6 protein-coding genes are annotated in these 24,240 nt (G+C 67.7%); 5 read left to right on the top strand and 1 reads right to left on the bottom strand.

Annotated features, from left to right (window positions below; translation table 11 throughout):
• Positions 1-21 precede the first annotated feature (21 nt).
• The 5 genes from AC3FLX_RS08505 (at position 22) to AC3FLX_RS08485 (ending at position 23,435) form a co-directional block, all read left to right on the top strand.
• A complete protein-coding gene (locus AC3FLX_RS08505; protein WP_488695556.1) occupies positions 22-7,839 on the top strand; it encodes an amino acid adenylation domain-containing protein in 7,818 nt (2,605 codons plus the stop codon).
• A complete protein-coding gene (locus AC3FLX_RS08500; RefSeq protein WP_488695555.1) occupies positions 7,840-19,695 on the top strand; it encodes an amino acid adenylation domain-containing protein in 11,856 nt (3,951 codons plus the stop codon).
• A 90-nt stretch (positions 19,696-19,785) separates the two neighbouring features.
• Positions 19,786-22,020, top strand: coding sequence for a TonB-dependent siderophore receptor (locus AC3FLX_RS08495; RefSeq protein ID WP_488695553.1), 2,235 nt, complete (start codon positions 19,786-19,788; stop codon positions 22,018-22,020).
• 63 nt (positions 22,021-22,083) lie between these two features.
• Positions 22,084-23,244 (top strand): PepSY-associated TM helix domain-containing protein, encoded by a 1,161-nt coding sequence (locus AC3FLX_RS08490; RefSeq protein WP_488695551.1) that lies wholly within the window; start codon positions 22,084-22,086, stop codon positions 23,242-23,244.
• Positions 23,241-23,435: a hypothetical protein gene (locus tag AC3FLX_RS08485; RefSeq protein WP_488695549.1), complete on the top strand. Its 195-nt coding sequence runs from the start codon at positions 23,241-23,243 to the stop codon at positions 23,433-23,435. Before AC3FLX_RS08490 ends, AC3FLX_RS08485 begins: the two co-directional genes overlap by 4 nt.
• Here AC3FLX_RS08485 and fhuF read toward each other — a convergent pair.
• Positions 23,377-24,120, bottom strand: coding sequence for a siderophore-iron reductase FhuF (gene fhuF, locus AC3FLX_RS08480; RefSeq protein ID WP_488695547.1), 744 nt, complete (start codon positions 24,118-24,120; stop codon positions 23,377-23,379). The two genes, AC3FLX_RS08485 and fhuF, sit on opposite strands and share 59 nt — an antisense overlap.
• Positions 24,121-24,240 lie beyond the last annotated feature (120 nt).

Here is a 24,240-nt window from a genome sequence, read left to right as displayed (position 1 = left end):
CCAAATATCCAGAGACTCTTCATGACGCCATCTTCGACCTCGGAGCAGGCAGCACTGCTGGCGCTGCTGCTCGAACAGGACGCCGACGCCGCCCCCGCCCACCCCGAATCCGCCGACGATCGGGACGCGCCGCTTTCGTTTTCCCAGCAACGGTTGTGGTTCCTGTTGCAGTACGAGCCGGGCAGCACCGCGTACAACCAGACTCGCGCCTTTGCGCTGCGCGGCCCCCTGGATCGGGCGGCGCTCGACACCGCGCTGCGTGCCGTGATTTCTCGACATCCGGCACTGCGCACCCGTTTTGTCGCCGATGACGCAACGCCGGGCGCCTTGCCGCGCCAGATCGTGGAACCGTCGCCGGCATTCACGCTCGCCGAAGGTCCGCTCGCCAGCGGCGCCGAGCCATTGCAAGCGTGCATCGATGCGGAGGCCGCGCGCCCGTTCGATCTTGGCCAGGCGCCCATGCTGCGCGCCACGCTGCTGACCCGCGCGGCCGAGGATCATGTCCTGCTGCTGTCGCTTCACCATATCGTTTCCGACGCGGTGTCGAACACCGTCATCGCGCGCGATCTGGCATCGGCCTACGCGCAGGCGCTGGCGGGCGGCGAAGTCCAGCTTTCCGCGCCGGCCGCGAGCTTCGCCGCCCACGCACGCTCTCAGCGCGAACGTCTGGCCAGCGGAGCGCTGGATGCCCAGCGCGACTGGTGGCGGCACCTGCTTGGCAGTCACGTACCCGCGCTGCAACTGCCGACCGATCATCCGCACCACGCGAAGGCCACGCGGCTTGCCCAGCGTGTCAGCACAACGCTGCCCGCCGCGCTTGCGGACGCGCTGCGCGCGTTCTGCGCGGCCCAGCGCTGCACGCCATTCGTGGCGCTGCTGGCCACGTGGCAGGCACTCCTGAGCCGGTACGCGGGACAGGACGACTTTGCCGTCGGCGTGCCCCACGCGGGGCGCGATGGCGACGGACTCGATGACGTGGTCGGCTTCTTTGCCAACACCCACGTCTACCGCTCGCGCACGGCACCGGGCATTACCGGCCGCAAACTCTGCGAAGCACTGCGGGCCGACTCGCTCGGTACCCTCGACCATGCCGAACTGCCGTTCGAAGTGCTGCTCGACAATATGCAGATTCCGCGCGATGCGGGCCGGAGTCCGCTGTTCCAGGTGATGTTCAACCTGCGCACAACAACCACGCCATCCGCGCTTGCGCTGCCCGGCCTGCACACGGAGACCATCGAGGCGGCTCAGACCGGCGCCAAGTTCGATCTGATTCTCGACACCGAAATCAACGCGAACGCCATCCGCATTGACCTCGAATACGACAGCACGCTGTTCGACGCGGCAACCGCACAGCGCATGCTGCGCCACTATGTGACGCAACTATCGGGCATCCTGAGCCAGCCAGACTTGCCACTCTGCGCAACGCCGCTGCTCGATGCCGAAGATGCAGGATCGCTCGCGCAGCAGCACGCGGCGGGACGTCCCCTTCTGCGCGTGGCTGCGCCGGAGCCGGCGCATCAGCAGATCCAGCGTCATGCCGAACTGCGGCCCGATGCCATTGCCCTGCGCTACGCGGACACCGCCATGACCTATGGCGAACTGGTGCGCCGCGCCAACCGGCTGGCACACCGGCTGATCGCCTTGGGCGTAGGTCCCGAAGTGCGCGTCGGCATCGCCGTGGAACGCTCACCGGAGATGATCGTCGGCCTGCTGGCCATCCTGAAAGCTGGTGGCGCCTATGTGCCATTCGATCCCGCCTATCCGGCCGAGCGCCTGGCCTACCTGTTCGAGGACAGCGGCATTGCCGCGTTGCTGACGACACCGGCCCTGCGCGATCTGTTGCCGCAGCGCACCGGGCTGCCGGTGCTGATGCTCGATACCGGGGACGAAAACGACGGCGACTGGCCGGAAACCGCGCCGCAGGTCACTGTTTGCCCCGAGCACCTGGCCTACGTGATCTACACCTCCGGCTCCACGGGCCGCCCCAAGGGCGCGCAGTTGCAGCACGGCAACCTGTCGCGGCTGCTGGCCGCCACGCAGCACTGGTTCGATTTCGGTGCCCGTGACGTCTGGACGCTGTTCCATTCGTACGCGTTCGACTTTTCGGTGTGGGAGATTTTCGGCGCGCTCTGCCACGGCGGCCAGCTCGTCATCGTGCCTTTCGACGTCAGCCGGTCACCGCGTGAATTCATCGCGCTGCTGCGCCAGGCGCAGGTAACGGTGCTGAACCAAACGCCTTCCGCATTCCGCGCCTTGCTGGCGCAGCCCGAACTCTACGGTGCGCCGCTCGCGCTACGTCACGTGATCTTCGGCGGCGAAGCGCTCGATCCGCAGGCGCTGCGCCCGTGGGTCGACCACTTTGGCAACGCCACGCCGCAGTTGACCAATATGTATGGCATCACCGAAACCACGGTGCATGTCACGTACCGTCCGATCACTGGCGCCGACCTCGATCCGTCCAGCCGCGCCCGCAGTCCGATCGGCGATCGCATTCCCGACCTGGGCATCCGCGTGCTCGATCCAGGGTTCCATCCGGTGCCGACAGGCGTGACCGGCGAGCTGTATATCGCCGGCGATGGGCTGGCGCGTGGCTACCTGAATCGTCCGGACCTGACGGCCGACCGCTTTATCCCCGATCCGTTTTCCGACGATGGCGCGCGGCTCTACCGTACCGGCGACCTTGCGCGCTGGCTGCCCGATGGGCAACTCGAATACCTTGGCCGCATCGACCAGCAGCTGAAAATTCGCGGCTTTCGGATCGAGCCCGGTGAGATCGAGGCGAGGATCATGGCGCGCGACGAGATCGGCAACGCCGCCGTGCTGGCCGTCGACGGGCCATCGGGGCCAAGGCTCGTCGCCTACGTGGTACCGGTGGCCGGCCGCACGCCGGACCTGGCCGCACTGCGCTCCACGTTGACCGACGTGCTGCCGGACTATATGGTTCCGGCGGCATTCGTGCCCGTCGATGCCCTGCCGCTGACGCCCAACGGCAAGCTCGACCGCCGCGCCCTTCCGGCACCTGCCTTCGATAGCGCCCAGGCATTCATCGCCCCCGAAGGCGATGCCGAAACCGCGTTGGCCGCGATCTGGGCCGAGGTGCTGGGTCTGCCCCGCGTGGGCCGCGCCGACAACTTCTTCGAACTCGGCGGCGACTCCATCCTGAGCCTGCAGATCGTCGCGCGCGCACGCGCGGCTGGCTGGCTGCTGACGCCGCGCCAGCTTTTCGAGCGGCAAACGCTGGGCGAACTGGCCGGTGTGGCGGTGCCAGTGGTACAGGACCTGTCCCGCGACGGCGCCGTGCCCGTCGGCGCGGTACCGCTGCTGCCGATCCAGGCCGACTTCCTTGCCATGCCGATGGCTCAGCGAAATCACTGGAACCAGTCGGTACTGCTCGATTGCCGCGTAGCGCCCGATGTGGACGCGCTGGCCGCCGCATTGCGCCACATCGTCGCTCATCACGATGCGCTGCGCATGCGGCTGGTTGAGCAAGCGGGAATCTGGCAGCAGACCTATGCCGAAGCCGAGACCTGTGCGGACCTGCTGTGGGTCCGCGCCGCCGCCACCGAGGCCGAACGGCTCGTGCATTGCGAGGCCGCCCAGCGCAGCCTCGACATCGGCCAGGGTCCGATGCTGCGGGCCGTGGCGCTGCAAACCAACGGCCGTTGGCAACTGCTGCTGGTCATCCATCACCTGGTGGTCGACGGTGTGTCCTGGCGCGTACTGGTGCAGGACCTGCTCTCCGCCTATCAGCAGGCATTGCAGGGCACACCGGCCGTGCTGCCCGCGCGCACCGCGTCGTACCAGAGCTGGTCGCTGGCACTGCGCCGCAACACGGAAAAGCGCGCCGGGGAACTGCCGCACTGGCAAGCCATGCGCGAGATCGACGCCACGCTGCCGGCCGACGATCGCTCAGGCGCGCTCACGATCGCCCATCGCGCAGAGGTTTCGCTGACGCTGCCCGATGACCTCACACAGGCGCTGTTGCAACACGCGCCGGCTGCCTACCGCACACGTGTCAACGACCTGCTGCTGACCGCGCTGGCCCGCGCGCTGTCGGGATGGACGGGGCGGTCACAGGTACTGATCGACCTTGAGAGCCACGGCCGCGCCGCGGGCGTGGACGATGCCCTCGATCTGAGCCGTACCGTTGGCTGGCATACCTCGGTGTTTCCCGTAGCCCTCGATGCCAGCGGCGACATCGGCGCCGCCGTCCGCGCCATCAAGGAACAGCTTCGCGCGGTGCCGGGCGAAGGCATCGGATTCGGCCTGCTGCGCCGGTTCGGCACGCCAGAGCAGCAGGCGGCACTGTCCGCCGTGCCCAATGCGGAGGTGGTCTTCAATTACCTGGGACAGTTCGACGCCAGTCTCCCTGCCGACACCCCGTGGCAGCGCTCGAATGGCGCGACAGGCGCCACGCAGGACCCGACCGCGCCAATGTCCCATCCGTTGTCGGTCAACGGGCAGGTATTCGACGGACGGCTGCAACTGACGCTGGCATTCAGCCGATCCCGGCACGGCGTCGCCACCATCGAGCGCCTGGCTGAATCGATCCGCGTGGAACTGGAAGCGGTGGTGCGCCATTGCACGTCGGGCGTGCACGGCTTCACGCCGTCCGACTTCCCGTTGACCGGACTCACGCAGGCCGGCCTTGACGCGCTTGGCCTCGAACCGGCGCTGGTGCAGGACCTGTATCCGCTCTCGCCGATGCAGTCGGGCATGCTGTTCCACTGCCTCTATGCCCCGTCCGGCAGTGCCTACACGAACCAGTTGCGCGTGGACGTGGATGGACTCGACCCCGCACGTTTTCTCGCGGCATGGCAGGCCGCAATGATGCGCCATGACAGCCTGCGTTGCGGCTTCCTACATCGCGGCGACCGTCCGCTGCAGTGGGTGGCAAAGGATGTCACGCTACCTGTCATCGCGGAGGACTGGACCGGGCGCGACGCAGCCAGTCTCGACCGTTTCGCGGCGGAACAGCTGGCGCTTCGTTTCGATCTGGAACGGCCGCCGCTGATGCGCCTGGCGATACTGCGCACGGGCGCCAACCGCCACCATCTGGTCTGGACCGTACATCACCTGCTGCTCGATGGATGGAGCACAGCCCAGTTGCTTGGCGAAGTGCTGCGCCACTATGCGGGCGACCGGCTCACCACGTCCGGCAGCCGGTTTGCCGACTACATCGGCTGGCTCCAGTCGCGCGATGCCGATGCCGGCCAGGCGTTCTGGCAAGCGCAACTGCGGCCACTGGACGCGCCCACGCGCCTGATGTCCGCACTGCCACCCGCCGATGCCGCTGACGGCCACACCGAACAGCACCTGCTGCTCAAGCCCGACGAAACGGCCGCGTTGGCCAATTTCGCGCGCACACAGAAGGTGACGCTGAACACGCTGGTGCAAGCCGCGTGGCTGCTGGTGCTGCAACGCTGCACCCAGCAGGACTGTGTCGCCTTTGGCGCGACGGTTGCCGGCCGCCCCGCTGAGTTGCCTGCCTCCCAACAGATGCTGGGCCTGTTCATCAATACGCTGCCCGTGATCGCCGCGCCGCACCCGCGCCAGCCCGTCGGAGACTGGCTGCGCGAGGTGCAGGCGCTGAACCTGGCCCTGCGCGAGCACGAACACACGCCGCTCTACGACATCCAGCGCTGGGCAGGTCACGGCGGCCAACCGCTGTTCGACTCGATCGTCGTCTTCGAAAACTATCCGGTGGACGCCGCGCTGCGCACCGCGCCTGGCGGCCTGTCCTTCGGGAACGTCACCAACCGTGCTGAAACGAACTATCCGTTGACGCTGGTGCTGGCGCACACCGACGTGCTGCGACTGACCTGCCGCTTCGACCGCGCACGGCTGGCCGAGACGCAGGCGCGCCAGCTGGCGCAATGCCTGCTCGATGTCATGCGCGAGATGGCCGCCGATGGCACGCGCGCGCTCGGACAGATCGGCCTGACCGGCAACTCGTCTCTATCGCCCGTATCGCCAGATCCTGCGAGCGTGCCTGTGCAGCCGCTCGCGCACTATCGATTCGAGGCCCATGCGGCCACCACGCCAGATGCCGTGGCGCTGGTGGCGGATGGCCACACCCTCAGCTATCGGGAACTCAACCGCCGTGCCAATGCTCTCGCCATGCAACTGATGGCGCGCGGCGTGCGTCCCGATGTTCCTGTCGGCGTGCTGGCGGAGCGTTCGGTGGAGCTGGTCGTTGCCCTGCTCGCCATCCTCAAGGCCGGCGGGGTCTATGTGCCGCTGGATCCCGACTATCCCGCTGACCGCCTGGCCTATATGGTCGAAGACAGCGGCATCGTGCTACTGCTGACGCAACATGCAGGCGGCTTGCCGGCAATGCCGGCTGGCGTACCTGTCGTCGACCTGACGCACGCGGCACGCTATGAAGCAGAGGCAGCCAATCCGCCCGGCCGCATCGGCGCCGGCAACCTCGCCTACGTGATCTACACGTCCGGCTCCACGGGACGCCCGAAAGGCGTGGGCATCTCGCACGGCGCGCTGGCGCACTACCTGCATGGTGTGCTGGCACCGCTGGCGCTGCCGCATGGGGTGCGCATGGCGATGGTGTCCACACCGGCGGCGGACCTCGGTCACACCATCCTGTTTGGCGCGCTGGTCAGCGGCGCGGCACTGCATCTGCCCGAACGCCGTTGCGTGTTCGATGCGGCAGCGTTTGCGCGCTATATGGCCACGCATCGCATCGACGTACTCAAGATCGTGCCGAGCCATCTGCGCGCGCTGCTCGACGGGGCAGCGGCGGCAGGCGCCAACGTGGCCGACGTATTGCCCGCGCATACGCTCGTACTCGGCGGCGAAGCCACGGACGCCGATCTGCGCGCGCGAATCCATGCCACGCGCCCGGCCTGCCGCCTGGTCAATCACTATGGTCCGACCGAAACCACCGTTGGCGTGATGGTGCACGTGGCGGGGACTACGCCCTGCCCTGGCACCGGCCTGCCGCTGGGCCAGCCATTGGCCGGCACGGTGGCATATGTGCTCGATGCCGATCTGGCGCCGCTGCCCGACGGCGTGGCGGGTGAGCTGTATCTGGGCGGGCCGGGCCTTGCGCATGGCTACCTTGGACGCGCGGCGCTGACCGCCGCGCGCTTCGTGCCCGACCCGTTCTCGCGCGACGGCGCGCGCCTGTATCGCACGGGCGACCGGGTGCGCCGCCGCGCTGGTGGCGAGTTCGCCGCGGGAGCGTTCGAATATCTCGGGCGTATCGACGACCAGGTCAAGATCCGTGGCTTCCGCGTCGAACCCGGCGAAGTCGCCGCGCAACTGGCGGCACTGCCCGGCGTCCGCCAGGCGGCGGTGATGGCCGAATCGAATGGCAACGGCATGCAGCTGGTCGGCTATGCGGTGCCCGAGGCTGGCGTGCAACCCGACGTGGCCGCATGGCGCGCCACGCTCGGTGCCCTGCTGCCGAGCCATATGGTGCCCGCCGCCATCGTCGTGCTCGACGCGCTGCCGCTGACGGCGAACGGCAAGCTGGACCGCCGCGCATTGCCAAAGGCCGACGTCCCCGTGTCAGCCGCTGACGAGCCGCCGCAAGGCGAACTCGAAACGCGCCTTGCCGCCCTCTGGCAAGAGCTGTTGCGCGTGCCCGTGGTGAACCGCCACGACAACTTCTTTGCATTGGGCGGCCATTCGTTGCTGGCCGTCCAGCTTCTGTCCCGTATCCAGGGCGAACTTGGCATCGACGCGCCGCTGGCGCTGCTGTTTGGCGCCGGCACGCTTGCCGAGCTGGCAGCCGCGCTCCCGGCGCAGCAAATCCATGCCGATGAAGCCGCCCTGCTGGAACTCGAAGCATTCGCCAATTCCCTGGAGTCAGTCTGAATGATCGAAGCCAACACCGCGGCGCGTCTGGCCGCGCGCTTTGCCACGCTGGCGCCGGCCCAGCGCCGCGCCTTCCTCGACAAGATGGCCGAGCAAGGCATCGCATTCTCGCAATTGCCGATTCCGGCGCTGCCCCGCCCCGACACCGCCTACGATGCGCCGCTGTCATACGCCCAGCAGCGCCAATGGTTCCTGCATCGCTTCGAACCCGATAGCGCCGCTTATCACATCACCAGCAGCGTGGCGCTGCGGGGCGCGCTCGACGTTGCCGCGCTGGAAGCCGCGTTTGCCGCGCTGACCCGGCGCCATGAAGCGCTGCGCACGTCGTTCGTCGCCGATGCCGATGGCAACGTCAGCCAGCAGGTGCGTGCCGACGTCACGATCACAGTGCCGTTGACCGATCTGTCGGCGGACCCATCCGCCGCCGAGGAACGCGCCGCCGCCATCGCCGAAGCGCCGTTCGACCTCGGCAACGCACCGCTGCTGCGCGTGCATCTGCTGAAGCTCGGTCCGCAGACGCATCGGCTGGTGCTGGTGATGCATCACATCGTGTCCGACGGCTGGTCGATGCAATTGCTGATCGACGAGCTTGCCGCCGCGTACCGCGCACGGCTGGCCGATCAGGCGCTGGCGTTGCCGGCCCTGCCGGTCGGCTATACGGACTACGCTGCGTGGCAGCGCAACTGGCTCGAAGCCGGGGAACGGGAACGCCAGCTTGCGTGGTGGTGCGATACGCTGGCCGCCGCGCCCGACGTGCTGGCGTTGCCCACGGATCGCCCGCGCCCCGCCGCGGCGGCCTACATGGCGTCCCGCTGTGAAATCGACCTGCCGGACGCGCTGGCGAGCGCATTGCGCGAACGCGCGCAGGCCCAGGGCGGCACGCTGTTCATGGCATTGCTGGCGGGCTTTCACGCGCTGCTCTACCGCTACACGGGTAGCCGCGACATCTGCGTGGGCGTGCCGGTGGCGGGCCGCAACCGCATGGAAACCGAGCGCGTGGTGGGCCTGTTCGTCAACACGCAAATCGTGCGTGGCCGCATGGACGGACGGCAGCCGCTGTCCGCGCTGCTCGACGGTATCCGCGATGCCGTGCTGGGTGCGCAGGCGCATCAGGACCTGCCGTTCGAACAACTGGTGGAAGCGCTGCAGCCCGAGCGCAGCATGAGCTATCACCCGCTGTTCCAGGTCGTGCACAACCATCGACGCGGCGACCGCGCGACACAGGTGACGCTGCCGGACCTGGAACTGGAAACCGCTTCGGTTGGCGAACGCTCCACCGCGCTTGAACTGACGCTCGATACCCGCGAAGACTCGACCGGGCGCATTCACGCCTGCTTCCACTATGCGCGTGAACTCTTCGACGTGAGTACCGCGCAAAGGCTGGCGCGCCACTATCTGCAACTGCTTCAGCAATTGGCGAGCAATCCAGCCGTGGCCCTCGATGCCGTCGATTTGCTCGACAGCGCCGAGCGCGACGGCCTTCTGGCACTCGGCCAGGGTGAAGCCCCCGCCGACGATTGCCTGCCCGTGCACGCGCGCATCGCCCAGCAGGCCGCCGCACAGCCCGATGCCGTCGCCGTGATCTGCGGCGATCAGACCCTGCGCTACGGCGAACTGCTCGACCGCGCCGACCGCCTCGCTGCCGTCCTGCACGCCAGGGGTATCGGTGCCGAACACCGCGTCGGCATCGCCCTGTCCCGCTCCCCCGACATCATCGTCGCCCTGCTCGCCGTCATGCGCAGTGGCGCCGCCTACGTCCCCTTCGATCCGGCCTACCCCAGCGACCGCCTGGCCTATCTCTTCGAAGACAGCGCCATCCGCCTGCTCGTCACCGAACCGGCGCTGCTCGATGCGCTGCCTGCTCACGCCTCGCTGCCCGTGCTCACCCTCGATATGGTGGGCGCAGACGTCGCTCCCCTGCCCGAGGTGCCCGTCCATCCCGACCAGCTCGCCTATGTGATCTACACCTCCGGCTCCACCGGCCGCCCCAAGGGCGTTTGCGTCCCGCACGGCCCGCTGGCCATGCACGTGGCCGCGACCATCGACGCCTACGAGATGGGACCCCACTCCCGCGAACTGCACTTCCTCTCCTTCGCCTTCGATGGCGCACACGAGCGCTGGCTCTGTGCCCTGGCCTGCGGCGGCTCCCTCGTGCTGCGCGACGATGCGCTCTGGACGCCCGAGCAGACCGCCGCCGCCATGACCCGCCACGGCGTCACCAACGCCGGCTTTCCGCCCGCCTATCTGCGCCAGCTTGCCGAGCATTGCGAACAGCGCGGACAACATCCGCCCGTCTCGCTGTACTCTTTCGGCGGCGAGGCCATGCCGCGTGGCGCCTTTGCCCAGGCCCGCCGCGCGCTCGGCGCGCAGACCTATATCAATGGCTACGGCCCCACCGAAACCGTCGTCACCCCGATGGTCTGGAAGGTACGCGCCGATGCCGCCGATTTCTCCGGCACCTACGCGCCCATCGGCCGACCCGTTGGGGATCGCCGCTGCTATCTGCTCGATGCCGAGCTTAACCTCGTGCCGCCTGGCGTTGCCGGGGAACTCCATATCGGGGGCCTGGGCCTTGCGCGTGGCTACCTGGGCCGCGCCGCGATGACCGCCGAGCGCTTCATTCCCGATCCGTTTGCCGACGACGGCGCGCGGCTCTACCGCACCGGCGACCTGGCGCGCTGGCTGCCCGACGGGCAGCTCGAATACCTGGGCCGCATCGACCAGCAGCTCAAGATTCGCGGCTTCCGCATCGAGCCGGGCGAGATCGAGGCGCGGATTCTCGCGCAGGAAGGCGTCGGCAACGCCGCCGTGATCGCTGTCGAAGGTCCGTCTGGCGCGCGGCTGGCCGCCTATGTGGTGCCCGCCAGCGGCGCCGTCGATGTGGCTCACATCCGCAACGCGCTGGCGGCTGAACTGCCCGACTACATGGTCCCGGCCGCCTTCGTCGTGATCGATGCGCTGCCGCTGACGCCTAATGGCAAGCTCGATCGCCGCGCTTTGCCCGCGCCAGTTTTCGATAGCGCGCAGGCATTCGTCCAGCCAGAAGGCGATGCCGAAATCGCCCTGGCAGCCATCTGGGCCGAGATACTCGGCCTGCCTCGCGTAGGTCGTGCTGACAACTTCTTTGAACTCGGCGGCGATTCGATCCTTAGCCTGCAAATCGTCGCTCGCGCCCGGGCGGCCGGCTGGGTCCTGACACCGCGCCAGCTTTTCGAGCGTCAGACCCTGTGCGAACTCGCAGCCGTGGCGGTAGCCGCTGATCAGAGCAAGTCTGACGAGGCCGCCGTGGCTTCCGGCGAAGTCCCGCTGCTGCCGATCCAGGCGGACTTCTTCGCCACGCCAATGGCGCGGCGTCATCACTGGAATCAGTCGCTGCTGCTCGATTGCCGCGACGGCCTCGATGTCGATGCCCTGCGACTGGCCGTTGCCGACGTGGTGGCGCATCACGATGCGCTACGTCTGCGCTTTACCGAAACGCACGGCACGTGGCAGCAGTACCATGCCGACGCCGAGACCCACGCCGATCTGCTGTGGGTCCGCCGTGTCTCGTCCGAAGCGAGCCACCTTGAGCACTGCGAATCCGCGCAACGCAGCCTGGACCTCGCCCAGGGTCCGCTGCTGCGCGCCGTGGCACTGCAATCGGACGATGGCTCGAAACTGCTGCTGGTGGTTCACCATCTTGTGGTCGATGGTGTGTCCTGGCGTGTGCTGGTTGAAGACCTGTTCTCGGCCTATCAGCAACGGCTGCAAGGCACGCCAGCGATCTTGCCGGCACGTACCGCGTCGTACCAGCGCTGGTCTCTCGCACTGCGCGACAACGCCGTGGCGCGTGCGGCGGAACTGCCGCACTGGCAGGCGCTGTGCGGCATCGATGCCACGCTTCCGGCGGATGACCCGGCCGCTTCTCTGACCATTGCCGACCGCGCCAGTATTTCGCTCACGCTGCCGGGCGAACTGACGCAGGCGCTGCTGCAGCGCGCACCGGCGGCTTATCGCACACGGATCAACGATCTGTTGCTGACCGCGCTAGGCCGTGCCGTGTCGGCCTGGACCGGCCGCGCGCAAGTGCTGATCGACCTCGAAAGCCACGGCCGCACGCCCGGCGTCGACGACACGATCGATCTGAGCCGTACCGTCGGCTGGTTTACGACGATGTTCCCCGTCGCACTCGACGCCACGGGCGAGATTGGCACGGCAATCCGCGCCGTCAAGGAACAACTGCGGGCCATACCCGCCGACGGGATTGGCTTTGGACTGCTGCGCCGCTTTGGCACCGCGGAGCAGCAACAAAGCCTGGCAGCCGTGCCAAAGCCCGAGGTCGTCTTCAACTACCTGGGCCAGATCGACGCGAGTCTGGCGGGAGACGCGCCGTGGCAACTCTCGACCGATGCCACGGGCGCCAACCAGGACCCGGCCACCCCGCTGTCGCATCCGCTTTCGATTAGCGGCCAGGTCCAGGACGGCCAGCTAAGGTTATCGCTGGCGTATGCACGGGGCCGCTATCGCGCTGCGGCAATCGAGGCGCTTGCCGCCGCGTTCCGCGCCGCCCTGGAAGACGTTGTCGCCCATTGCACATCGGGCGCCTGCGGTCTCACGCCATCGGATTTTCCGCTTGCGCGCGTGTCGCAGGCCGAACTCGACGCACTCAGGCTCGATCCGGCCGCGACGCAGGACCTGTACCCGCTTTCGCCGATGCAGACGGGCATGCTGTTCCACAGCGTGTTCTCCGACCACGGCAGCGCCTATACGAACCAGTTGCGCGTCGACGTCGAAGGCGTCGATCCGGCGCGCTTCACCGCCGCATGGCGGGCCGTGCTGGCGCGCCACGACGGCCTGCGCTGCGGCTTTCTCCATCGCGCCGGCCAGCCGCTACAGTGGGTGGCCAGGGACGTGGCACTGCCAGTCGTGATCGAAGACTGGACTGAGCGCGATGCAGGCGAAGTGGACGCCTTTGCCGCCAGCCAGCGCGCGCAGGGCTTCAACCTCGAACAGCCGCCGCTGATGCGCGTGGCGCTGCTGCGCACCGGCGCGGACCGCCATCACTTGATCTGGACCGTGCATCACCTGCTGCTCGACGGCTGGAGCACCGCCCAATTGCTTGGCGAGGTGCTGCGCCACTATGCCGGCGAAGCGCTGCCGCCCATCGCTGGCCGCTTTGCCGACTACATCGGATGGCTGCAGTCGCGCGACGCATCCGCCAGCCAGACGTTCTGGCAGGCACAGCTCAAGCCGCTGGACGCGCCCAGCCGCCTGCTCGCCGCGCTGCCGACCCCGGAAAGCGGGGAAAGCGAGGAAAGCGGAGAAGGACAAGGCGAGCATCACCACTGGCTCGATGCCGACGAAACCAGCGCGTTGGCGAACTTCGCCCGTGCACAGAAGGTGACGCTGAACACGCTGGTGCAGGCCGCCTGGCTGCTTGTGCTGCAACGGTGCACCAATCAGGACTGCGTGGCGTTCGGCACCACCGTGGCCGGCCGCCCCGTGGACCTGCCCGCCGCACAGCAGATGCTCGGCCTGTTCATCAACACGCTGCCGGTGGTTGCCGCGCCGGGGCCGCGGCAGACCGTGGGTGACTGGATGCGCGAAGTGCAGGCCCGGAACCTGGCGCTGCGCGAACATGAGCACACGCCCCTGTATGACATCCAGCGCTGGGCTGGCCAGGGAGGCCAGGCGCTGTTCGATTCCATCGTCGTATTCGAGAACTATCCGGTCGACGCTGCGCTGCGTCGCACGCCCGGTGGCCTCCGATTCTCCGATGTGCGCAATCTTGCGGAAACGAACTATCCGTTGACGCTGCTGTTCGCGCAGACCGATACGTTGCACCTGACCTGCCGCTTCGACCGTGCCATGCTGGCCGAAGCACAGGCGCACCAGCTGGCGGGCAGCCTGTTTGCCGTGTTGCGCCAGATGGCGGCCGATGCCGGCCGTCCGCTTGCTGGGATCGGTCTGCTGGAGCCAGTGGAAGCACGCGCCGCGCTCGCGCTTGGCACCGCGCCGCAACCCTACCCCGCCAGCGAACCCGTGCATCGTCTGTTCGAGGCGCGCGCCGCCGAACAGCCCGATGCCATTGCGTTGTGCCTGGGCGATGTGGCACTGACCTATTCGACGCTGAATCGCCGCGCCAATGCGCTGGCGCACCGGCTGATCGCCAGCGGCGTGGCCCCGGACGTGCCGGTGGGCGTGCTGGCCGAGCGATCGGTGGAGATGGTCGTGGCGCTGCTGGCGATCCTGAAGGCTGGCGGCGCCTATGTGCCGTTCGACCCCGACTACCCGGCCGACCGGCTGCGCTACATGATCGAGGACAGCGGCGTGGCGCTGGTCCTGGTGCAGCGGCCCGATGCCATGCCCGCGCTGTCGCGCGCCGTGTCGCAGATCGACCTGAACACGGCATCGTGCGAGGCCGCCGGGATGGACGACAACCCGGCGCCGGCACTGTCGCCGGAAAACCTCGCCTATGTGATCTACACCTCCGGCTCCACGGGCCGCCCGAAGGGCGCGGCCAACCGGCACGCTGCGCTGTTCAACCGGCTCTGGTGGATGCAGCAGCAATATCGCCTGGGCGGTACCGACACCGTGCTGCAGAAGACGCCGTTCAGCTTCGACGTATCGGTCTGGGAATTCTTCTGGCCGCTGATGACCGGCGCGCGGCTCGCGCTGGCCGCGCCTGGCGACCATCGAGATCCGCAGCGCATTGCGGCGCTGATTGCACGCCACCATGTAACCACTCTGCATTTCGTGCCGTCGATGCTGCAAGCGTTCGTGGCCGATGACAGCGTTGCCGCGTCGTGCGCGAGCCTGCGCCACATCGTCTGCAGCGGCGAAGCCCTGCCCGCCGATCTGGCGCGCCGCACGACCGGTCTGCTGCCGCACGCCGGGCTGCACAACCTCTATGGTCCGACCGAAGCGGCCATCGACGTCACGCACTGGACCTGCCGCGACGACGACGGCCACTCCGTGCCGATTGGCCGCCCGATTGCCAATGTCAGCGCCCATGTGCTGGACGCCGCGCTGCAGCCGGTACCGGAAGGCGTGGCTGGCGAGCTGTATCTGGGCGGCGCCGGACTCGCACGCGGCTATCTGGCGCGGCCCGCGCTGACCGCAGAGCGTTTTGTAGCGGACCCGCACAGCGCCCACGGTGAACGGCTCTACCGCACCGGCGACCTGGCGCGCCGGCGCGCCGACGGGCAGATCGAGTACCTTGGCCGCCTCGATCATCAGGTCAAAATTCGCGGGCTGCGAATCGAACTCGGCGAAATCGAAGCGCGCCTGCTGGCACACGAAAGCGTGCGGGAAGCCGTCGTGCTTGCGCACACTCAGGATGGCCCGCCCCGGCTGGTGGCGTACGTGGTGCACGCCCCTGGCGTCACTGCCGATGCCGACACGCTGCGCCAGTGGCTGGCGCAGGCGCTGCCCGACTACATGGTGCCCGGCGCGATGATCGCGCTGGACAGCATGCCGGTCACGCCGAACGGCAAGCTCGACCGTCGTGCACTGCCCGCGCCCGATTTCACGGGTAGCGCGGCCTATGAAGCGCCGCAGGCCGGCGCTGAAACGGTGCTGGCCGAGGCCTGGTCCAGCGTGCTGAAGGTGTCCCGCGTGGGCCGCCACGACAACTTCTTCGAGCTCGGTGGCGATTCCATCCTCAGCCTGCAGATCGTCGCCCGCCTGCGCGCGCTGGGCCAGCATCTGACGCCCAAGGCGCTGTTCGAACAGCAGACACTGGCCGACGTGGCCGCCGCCATGACGCCGCTCGCGGCGCAGGATCGCCCGGCCCAAGGGCCGTCCAGCCAACGCCGTGACACGCTGCGCAGCGCCGACTTTCCGCTTGCGCGCCTGTCGCAGCCTCAGTTGGACAGCCTTGGCCTGGACCCCGCGCGCGTGCAGGACGTGTATCCGCTGTCACCGATGCAGGCGGGCATGCTCTACCACAGCGTGGCGCGTGCCGATGCCGGGAATGCCTATATCAACCAGCTTCGCGTCGATATCGACGGACTCGATCCGGCCCGCTTTGCGCAGGCCTGGCGCGACACACTGGCCAGCCATGACACGCTGCGGACGGGCTTCATTCCGCGCGGCGAGCAGCCCCTGCAATGGGTGGCGCACGATGTAGCACTGCCATTCACTGAGGAAGACTGGTCGGGGCGCGATGCCGCGTCGCAGGCGGCGGCGCTCGATGCACTGGCCGCCGCCGAGCTGGCGCGCGGCTTCGACCTGGAACAGCCGCCGCTGATGCGCCTGACGCTGGTCCGCACTGGCGTTGCGCGTCACCATCTGGTCTGGACCGTGCACCATCTGCTGGTCGATGGCTGGAGCACGTCGCAGTTGCTGGGTGAAGTGCTGCAACGCTATGCAGGAGAACCAGTCGCCGCCCCCGAAGGCCGCTTTGCGGACTACATCGGCTGGCTTCAGGGCCGTGACGCCGCGGCCGCGCAGTCCTTCTGGAGCAGGGTGGTCGAAGGCTTCGACACGTCCACGCGACTGGCCGAGGCGATGCCGGCACCGGCTTCCGGCGAGGGCTACGGCCTGCTGCAGCACACATGCAGCGCCGAGATCACCGACCGCCTTGCCGCCTTTGCCCGCGCGCAGAAGGTCACGATCAACACGGTCGTGCAGGCTGCCTGGCTGCTGCTGTTGCAGCGCTACACCGGCCAGCGGCGCGTAGCCTTCGGCGCCACGGTTGCGGGACGCCCCGCTGAAGTGCCCGGCGCCCAGCAGATGCTCGGGTTGTTCATCAATACCTTGCCGGTCGTGGCCACGCCGCGTCCCGAGCAGGAATTGGGCGACTGGCTGCGTGAACTGCAGGCGTTCAATCTGTCGGCGCGCGAGCATGGTCATACGCCGCTGTCCGATATCCAGCGCTGGGGCGGACAAGCCGGGCAGCGGCTGTTCGACAGCATTCTCGTCTTCGAAAACTTTCCGCTCGAAGACGCGCTGGAGTCGGCCACGCGCAGCGGTCTGCGCTTTGCCACGCAAGGCAGCACCGGACTGACCGAGTATGAAATGGACGTCGAGGTCAGCCTGCGGCAGACCCTGCGGTTGAGCTTCACCTATATGCGCCGCGCATTCGATGCCGCGCAGGTGGAGCGCATCTGCGCGCAGATGACCGGACTCCTGACGTCGGTCGGCACGGCGCAATCCGTAGGCGACTGGAACCTGCTGGCGCCACGGGAGCAGGCTGCGCTACTCGCACTCGGCCAGGGCGAAGCCCCCGCCGACGACTGCCTGCCCGTGCATGCGCGCATCGCCCAGCAGGCCACTGCACAGCCCGATGCCGTCGCCGTGATCTGCGGCGACCAGACGCTGCGCTACGGCGAACTGCTCGCACGCGCCGACCGCCTCGCCGCCGTCCTCCACGCCAGGGGCATCGGCGCCGAGCACCGCGTCGGCATCGCCCTGTCCCGCTCCCCCGACATCATCGTCGCCCTGCTCGCCGTCATGCGCAGCGGCGCCGCTTACGTCCCCTTCGATCCGGCCTACCCCAGCGACCGCCTGGCCTATCTCTTCGAAGACAGCGCCATCCGCCTGCTCGTCACCGAACCGGCACTGCTCGATGCGCTGCCTGCTCACGCCTCGCTGCCCGTGCTCACCCTCGATATGGTGGGCGCAGATGTCGCTCCTTTGCCCGAGGTGCCCGTCCATCCCGACCAGCTCGCCTATGTGATCTACACCTCCGGCTCCACCGGCCGGCCCAAGGGCGTTTGCGTCCCGCACGGCCCGCTGGCCATGCATGTGGCCGCAACCATCGACGCCTACGAGATGGGACCCCACTCCCGCGAGCTGCACTTCCTCTCCTTCGCCTTCGATGGCGCACACGAGCGCTGGCTCTGCGCCCTGGCCTGCGGCGGCTCCCTCGTGCTGCGCGACGATGCGCTCTGGACGCCCGAGCAGACCGCCGCCACCATGACTCGCCACGGCGTCACCAATGCCGGCTTTCCGCCCGCCTATCTGCGCCAGCTTGCCGAGCATTGCGAACAGCGCGGCCAGCATCCGCCCGTCTCCCTGTACTCGTTCGGCGGCGAGGCCATGCCGCGTGGCGCCTTTGCCCAGGCACGCCGCGCGCTCGGCGCGCAGACCTATATCAATGGCTATGGCCCCACCGAAACCGTCGTCACCCCGATGGTCTGGAAGGTACGCGCCGATGCCGCCGATTTCTCCGGCACCTACGCGCCCATCGGCAGACCGGTCGGGGATCGTCGCTGCTATCTGCTCGATGCCGAGCTGAACCTCGTGCCGCCCGGCGTTGCCGGGGAACTCCATATCGGCGGCCTGGGCCTTGCGCGTGGCTACCTGGGCCGCGCCGCGATGACCGCCGAGCGCTTCATTCCCGATCCGTTTGCCGACGACGGCGCGCGGCTCTACCGCACTGGCGACCTCGCGCGCTGGCTGCCCGACGGCCAGCTCGAATACCTGGGCCGCATCGACCAGCAGCTCAAGATTCGCGGCTTCCGCATCGAGCCGGGCGAAATCGAAGCGCGGATTCTCGCGCAGGAAGGCGTCGGCAACGCCGCCGTGATCGCCGTCGAAGGCCCATCCGGCGCGCGGCTGGCCGCCTATGTGGTGCCCGCCAGCGGCGCCTTCGATGTGGCTCACATCCGCAACGCGCTGGCGGCTGAACTGCCCGACTACATGGTCCCGGCCGCTTTCGTCGTGATCGATGCCCTGCCGCTAACGCCCAATGGCAAGCTCGATCGCCGTGCCTTGCCCGCGCCGCAGGCAGAAGCGGCAGACCAATACGTTGCGCCACGTACCGACGCGCAGCGCTGGCTTGCCGAGGTCTGGCAGGACGTGCTCGGGGTGGACCGCATCGGTCTGGACGACAACTTCTTCACCCTCGGTGGCGATTCGCTGCTGAGCCTGAAGGTGATTTCGCGCGTGCGCGCCAACAAGACGCTCGGCATCGACCTGAAGCTGCGCGACCTGATGCGCACGCCGACAATCGGCCAGCTCTTGCCCGACCAGTCCGTGGACAGCAAGTCCGCTCCCACCGCGCTGCGCGTGCTGGCGCAGGGGCCGACGGGCGGCACGCTACCGCCCGTGGCATGCGTCCATGCGGCGCTGGGCACGCTGTTCGATTACGACGCCATCGTCGCGCAGCTCGGCAGCGAGCGCACCGTCTACGGCTTCCAGTCGCGCGCGCTTGGCGATCCGGCCTGGAGCGACGTCTCGCTGGCCGCTATCGCCGCCGACTACGTGCGCGAATGGCGCTCGGTGCAGCCGCAGGGTCCGTACCTGCTGCTCGGCTGGTCGATCGGTGCGACGCTGGCCACATGGATGGCGCGCGAGCTGGAGAGCCAGGGACAGAGCGTGCAATGGCTCGGCCTGGTGGACCCGTTCGTGCCGGAAGCGACCGCGCAACGCGACGGTGACGCGCCTGCCTGGCCGGCGGCCCTGGCCGAATTTGCCGCGCGGTTGCTACCCGGCGCCCCAGCGCTCGCCGTGCCGATATCGGTCGCCGCGATGCCTGATATCGAATCGGTCCGCGCATTGCTCGCGCCGCTTGCGGCTACGTCGTCGCACCAAGCCGTACTTGGCGCCGACGAACTGGCGCAGATGTTCGTGGCGGCGTACCGGCTTGGTGCGTTGGCGGCGGCGGATGCAGCGGTACCTGTCGTACAGGCGCCACGGTCTGTCTGGTGGCGCACGGGCCGCGAAGAGGCCGCCGAACGCCTTGCCGGCTGGCAGGGCACGCCCGCGCGGGAGACCGTGATCGATGGCGTGGACCACCACGCGATCGTCCGCGATGCCCGGCTGCTGGCCGATCTTGGCAAAAGCATCGATGCCGCTGCGCCGGTGGCCATGACGAGCCAATCCCCCGCCGGCGGTGCGGACATCCCGGCCGCAACCCTTCCGACGTAGGTATTCCGCAACATCCATGTAATAGAAATACGAATGATTTCTATTTAGAATATCCGGCGCAATCGAAAAACTGCAGAAAACAGGAGAAATATGAAAAGGGGTAAAAACGGTGGGCCTGCCCAGGCCCAGGGGAGCCGTCAACCATTCGCGCTGACCGCGCTGGCATTGGCTGTATCGATGCAGGCAGCGTATGCGCAATCCAGCGCACCGGCGGGCGGCGAAGCAACGCTGCCGACCGTCAGCGTGCGGGCCGATACCGTGGCCGAGAACTACGGGCCGGTTGGCAAGAAGTCGACGTCGGGTACCAAGTCCGATGTGCCGATCGAAGACACGCCGCAGTCGATCAGCGTGATCACCGCGGACCAGATCCGCAACCAGGGATCGAGCACCATCGAGGAATCGCTGCGCTACAGCGCTGGCGTGCGCACGCAGCCCATCGTGGATACGCGGCGCGGCACGTACTACATCCGTGGCTTCAACGCGGCGCAGAACGGCCAGTACTGGGACGGCCTGAAGCTGCCCTGGTCCGGCGGTTACGGCTACTGGGACGTGGAACCGTATAGCCTGGAGCGCGTGGACATCGTCCGTGGTCCGTCGTCGGTGCTGTATGGCCAGACATCGCCCGGCGGCCTGGTCAACCAGGTCAGCAAGCGTCCGCAGGCCGAGTCGTTCAATGAAATCAATCTGAGCTTCGGCAATTTCGATCGCAAGGAGATCTCGGGCGACTTCACCGGCGCGCTCGATCAGGACGGCAAGGTGCTGTACCGCCTGACCGCGCTGGCACGCGATAGCGGCACGCAGACCAACAAGGCTGGCGACGACCGCCTGTTCATCTCGCCGCAGATCACGTGGCGTCCGAGCGCGGACACCAACTTCACGTTCTACACGCAGATCTATCACGACAACGCCGGCAACAGCGCCAACTTCCTGCCGGCGCTTGGCACGATCACGCCGCTGGCGAATGGCTCGAAGATCCCGACCGACCTGTTCACGGGCGAACCGGGCTTTGACCGGTTCAAGCGCGAGCAGTACATGGCGGGCTACGAGTTCTCGCATCGCGTCAACGACACGCTGACGCTGCGCCAGAACCTGCGCTATGCCCACCAGTACGTGAGCTACGAAAACATCGGCAGCAACAGCGGTCTGGTCGCCAATCCGCCGAACGGCCCGTACCTGCTGCGCCGTCTTGGCCTGCGTTCGACGGAATCGTTCGACGTGTTCTCGGTCGACAACCAGGCACAGGTCAAGGTCAAGCATGGCATGTTCGACCATACGATCCTGGCCGGCATCGACTACTCGTATTCGCACTTTGACCGTCTGCTGGGCCAGACGGCGGTGACGCCCGCCAACGGCATTCCCACCGCAACCACGGAACCGCCGCTGAACGCCTTCAACCCGGTCTACGGCAACTTCGTCAGGACGGCCTACCAGACCGATACCGACACGCGCCGCAGCCAGATCGGCTTCTACCTGCAGGACATGCTGCGCGTGGCGGATCGCCTGGTGTTCCAGGCAGCCGGCCGCTACGACAAGGCCCGCGTCGATACCGATACGCGCACGATTGCCACCAATGCCGTTGCCAACACCGGCACCAACGATGGCAAGTTCACCGGCCGCGCCGGCGTGCTGTGGGAAGGCCCGTACGGCCTGTCGCCCTACTTCGCCTATTCGACGTCGTTCGAACCGACTGGCGCCACCACGCTCTATGGCGGCGGCTCGCCCAAGCCCACCACGGGCAAGCAGTACGAGGCCGGCCTGAAGTTCCAGCCCGTCGGCAGCCGCAGCTTTGCACAGATGTCGCTGTTCAACCTGACCCAGGAGAACGTGCTCACGACGTCGCCGGTGACGGGCCAGTTCTCGCAGCTTGGCGAAGTGCGCTCGCGCGGCGTGGAACTGGAAGGCACGTGGGCGGTGACGCCGAACTTCAACGTGCTGGCGTCGTACACGTACACCGACGCGGAAGTCACCAAGGCAGGTCCGAGCGCGCCGAATGCCGGCAAGACCCCGCAGTACATTCCGAAGCATATGGCGTCGCTGTGGGCGGACTATCGCCTGTCGAGCGACTTCGGCTTCCTGCAGGGCGTCTGGCTGGGCGGCGGCGTGCGCTACGTCAGCAAGACCTACGACCAGACCAACGTGACGACCGTGCCGGCGTTCACGCTGTTCGACCTGGCCGCCAGCTACTCGTTTGCCAAGCACTACACGCTGCGTCTGAACATCAACAACCTGTTCGACAAGACGTATGTGGCGGCGTGCGATAGCGCGACCAACTGCTACTACGGCCGCCGACGCACCATCATCGGTACGGCCAGCTACCGCTGGTAAGCGGCATATGCGGCCCGCCCTGCAACCTGGGCGGGCCGCGTTGTTCCGCAGGAGCACAAGAACATGAAAGCCCCCACGCTGCGTTTCTGGTACGCGATTCACCGATGGACCAGCCTGCTATGCACGCTGAACCTGTTGGTGCTGTGCGTGACCGGGCTGCTGCTGATTTTTCACGAAGACATCGACGCCCTGCTTGGCCAGGAGCATCACGGCATGGTGGCCGCCGAACGCACCGTGGCGGTGCCGGCACAACGTCCGTCGCTGCAATCGCTGGTCGATACGGCGCAGGCCGCTTATCCCGGGCAGGTGACGAAGTCCATCTCGTTTTCCGATGAGGATGCCGACGCGATCGGCGTGCGGGTGGGTCCACCGGGCGAACCAAAGCTGCGCAACGGCACGACCACGCAGTTCGACGCCGCCACCGGCGCCACACGCAAGCCCGGACCGCCGGGCGAGACGTTCAGCGGCTTCATCCTCAAGCTGCACCTGAACCTGTTTCTCGGCCTGCCGGGGCAATTCTTCATCGGCTTTATCGGCGTGCTGTTCGCGCTGAGCCTGATCAGCGGGCTGGTGGTCTACGGGCCGTTCATGCGCAAGCTGGCGTTCGGGCTGGTGCGCTTTGGCAAGCCCGTGCGCATCGTGCAGGCCGATCTGCATAACCTGTTCGGCATCGTCGTGATGGCCTGGGCGCTCGTGGTGGGGCTGACGGGCACCTTCCTGTCGTTCTCGCCGCTGATCATCGGCGTGTGGCAGAAGACCGAGCTGCAGCATCTGATCGCCACGCTGCCGGGACCGACGCCCGCGTCGCTGGTTCCGGTCGACCGTGCGCTCGCGGCGGCCAGCCATTCCGTGCCCGGCAAGGACCCCGCTTTCGTGTTCTATCCGAATACGGAATTCTCCACGGGCCGCCACTACGGTGTGGTCCTGCGCGGCCATACGGAACTGCAGAAGCGCGTCTATGCCATCGTGCTGGTCGATGCTGGCGACGGCAGCGTGGCCGCCGTGCGGGGCATGCCCTGGTATCTGCAGGTGCTGCTGCTATCGGCGCCGTTCCATTTTGGCGACTACGCGGGACGGCCGCTGCAGATCCTGTGGGCGCTGCTGACCGTGCTGACCGCCGGGGCCACCATCACCGGATTCATCTTCTGGCTCAAGCGTCCGCGCCGCAGCCGTGAAGATGCGCGCTCCCCGCTGCCGCCGCAACTGTCGGGAGACCAGGCATGAAACTGATCGACGATACATGGCCGATGCCGGTTCTGCTTGGCGTGTTATCGCTGGGCGGCCTGGCGGCCGGCATCTTTGGCGACGGCGCGTGGGATGCGCTGTGCTGGGTCGGGCTCGGCGTGCCAGTGGCTGTTACCGCGTGGTGGCTGTGGCGGCAGTGGCGCGCGAAGGATCGTTCGGCACTGGGTTGACCGCCACGCGCGGACACGTGCCGCAGTGCTCTCCGGCGGGCAGCCGGTAGTTCAGGCAGCAGATGCGGCGCACGGGCGCGATTCCCGGCGAGCCCGGTTCCGCGCCCGTCCGGAAAGCACCGTGGAGCGCATTGGAATACCCGTCGGCCGATACGGCGTGATCGATCCATGCCAGCACCTCCGCGCGCCCTGCCGCGTCCAAAGCCGGATGCGCGGCAAGCTGCCGGGCGATGCCCGATGCCGCGACACCTCCGGTGCACCAGAGCAGGCGCTGGGAAACCCTGCCTGCGGTTGCCAACGCCGCCACGACATCCGGCAAGTGTCGGTTCATCAGCGGTGACAGCAAGGCTGGCAACGTCGTGACGGCCGGCTCACCACCATCCGGCAACACCAGGCTTTCAAGCCACCCCTCTTGCGCGATGCGCGGGACCGCCCAATCGAATGGCAGGCGGCGCCGATGCACGGCCGCCGCAACCAGCGCCCCTGGCACCACCGCCATCGTGTAGTCACGGAACCAGGCTGCCGCCAGCGCGCGCAGGTCCGCGCAGCGCGTGGCTTGCGACAGGCGCGCCAGACACTCGACGGCCCAGTCCGCACGCGGTGTCTGTGCCGGCGCCGCGACATGCAGCCGTTCGGCGTATGGACGCAAGGCGCCGGTGAAAAACGGGGCGAGGAAATCAATCATCGGGGGATCATCGGACGATCATCGGATTCAGGCGGAAACAGGGCGTGAAGCACGCCCACTGCCAAAGACGAATGGCCATCGCAAGGAATTAGGCCGCCCGGCACCGCCCTAACTTTCCGT

Source organism: Cupriavidus sp. 291-E7, from assembly GCF_057798835.1.
Note: the sequence above shows the minus strand (reverse complement) of the source record. Positions and strands in the feature narration are given on the sequence as shown.

Bases quoted from the DNA above. Each gene is read 5' to 3' on its own strand.
- AC3FLX_RS08505 (WP_488695556.1), top strand. From the start codon at position 22: ATGACGCCATCTTCGACCTCGGAGCAGGCAGCACTGCTGGCGCTGCTG.
- AC3FLX_RS08490 (WP_488695551.1), top strand. From the start codon at position 22,084: ATGAAAGCCCCCACGCTGCGTTTCTGGTACGCGATTCACCGATGGACC.
- AC3FLX_RS08500 (WP_488695555.1), top strand. From the start codon at position 7,840: ATGATCGAAGCCAACACCGCGGCGCGTCTGGCCGCGCGCTTTGCCACG.
- fhuF (WP_488695547.1), bottom strand. From the start codon at position 24,120: ATGATTGATTTCCTCGCCCCGTTTTTCACCGGCGCCTTGCGTCCATAC.
- AC3FLX_RS08495 (WP_488695553.1), top strand. From the start codon at position 19,786: ATGAAAAGGGGTAAAAACGGTGGGCCTGCCCAGGCCCAGGGGAGCCGT.
- AC3FLX_RS08485 (WP_488695549.1), top strand. From the start codon at position 23,241: ATGAAACTGATCGACGATACATGGCCGATGCCGGTTCTGCTTGGCGTG.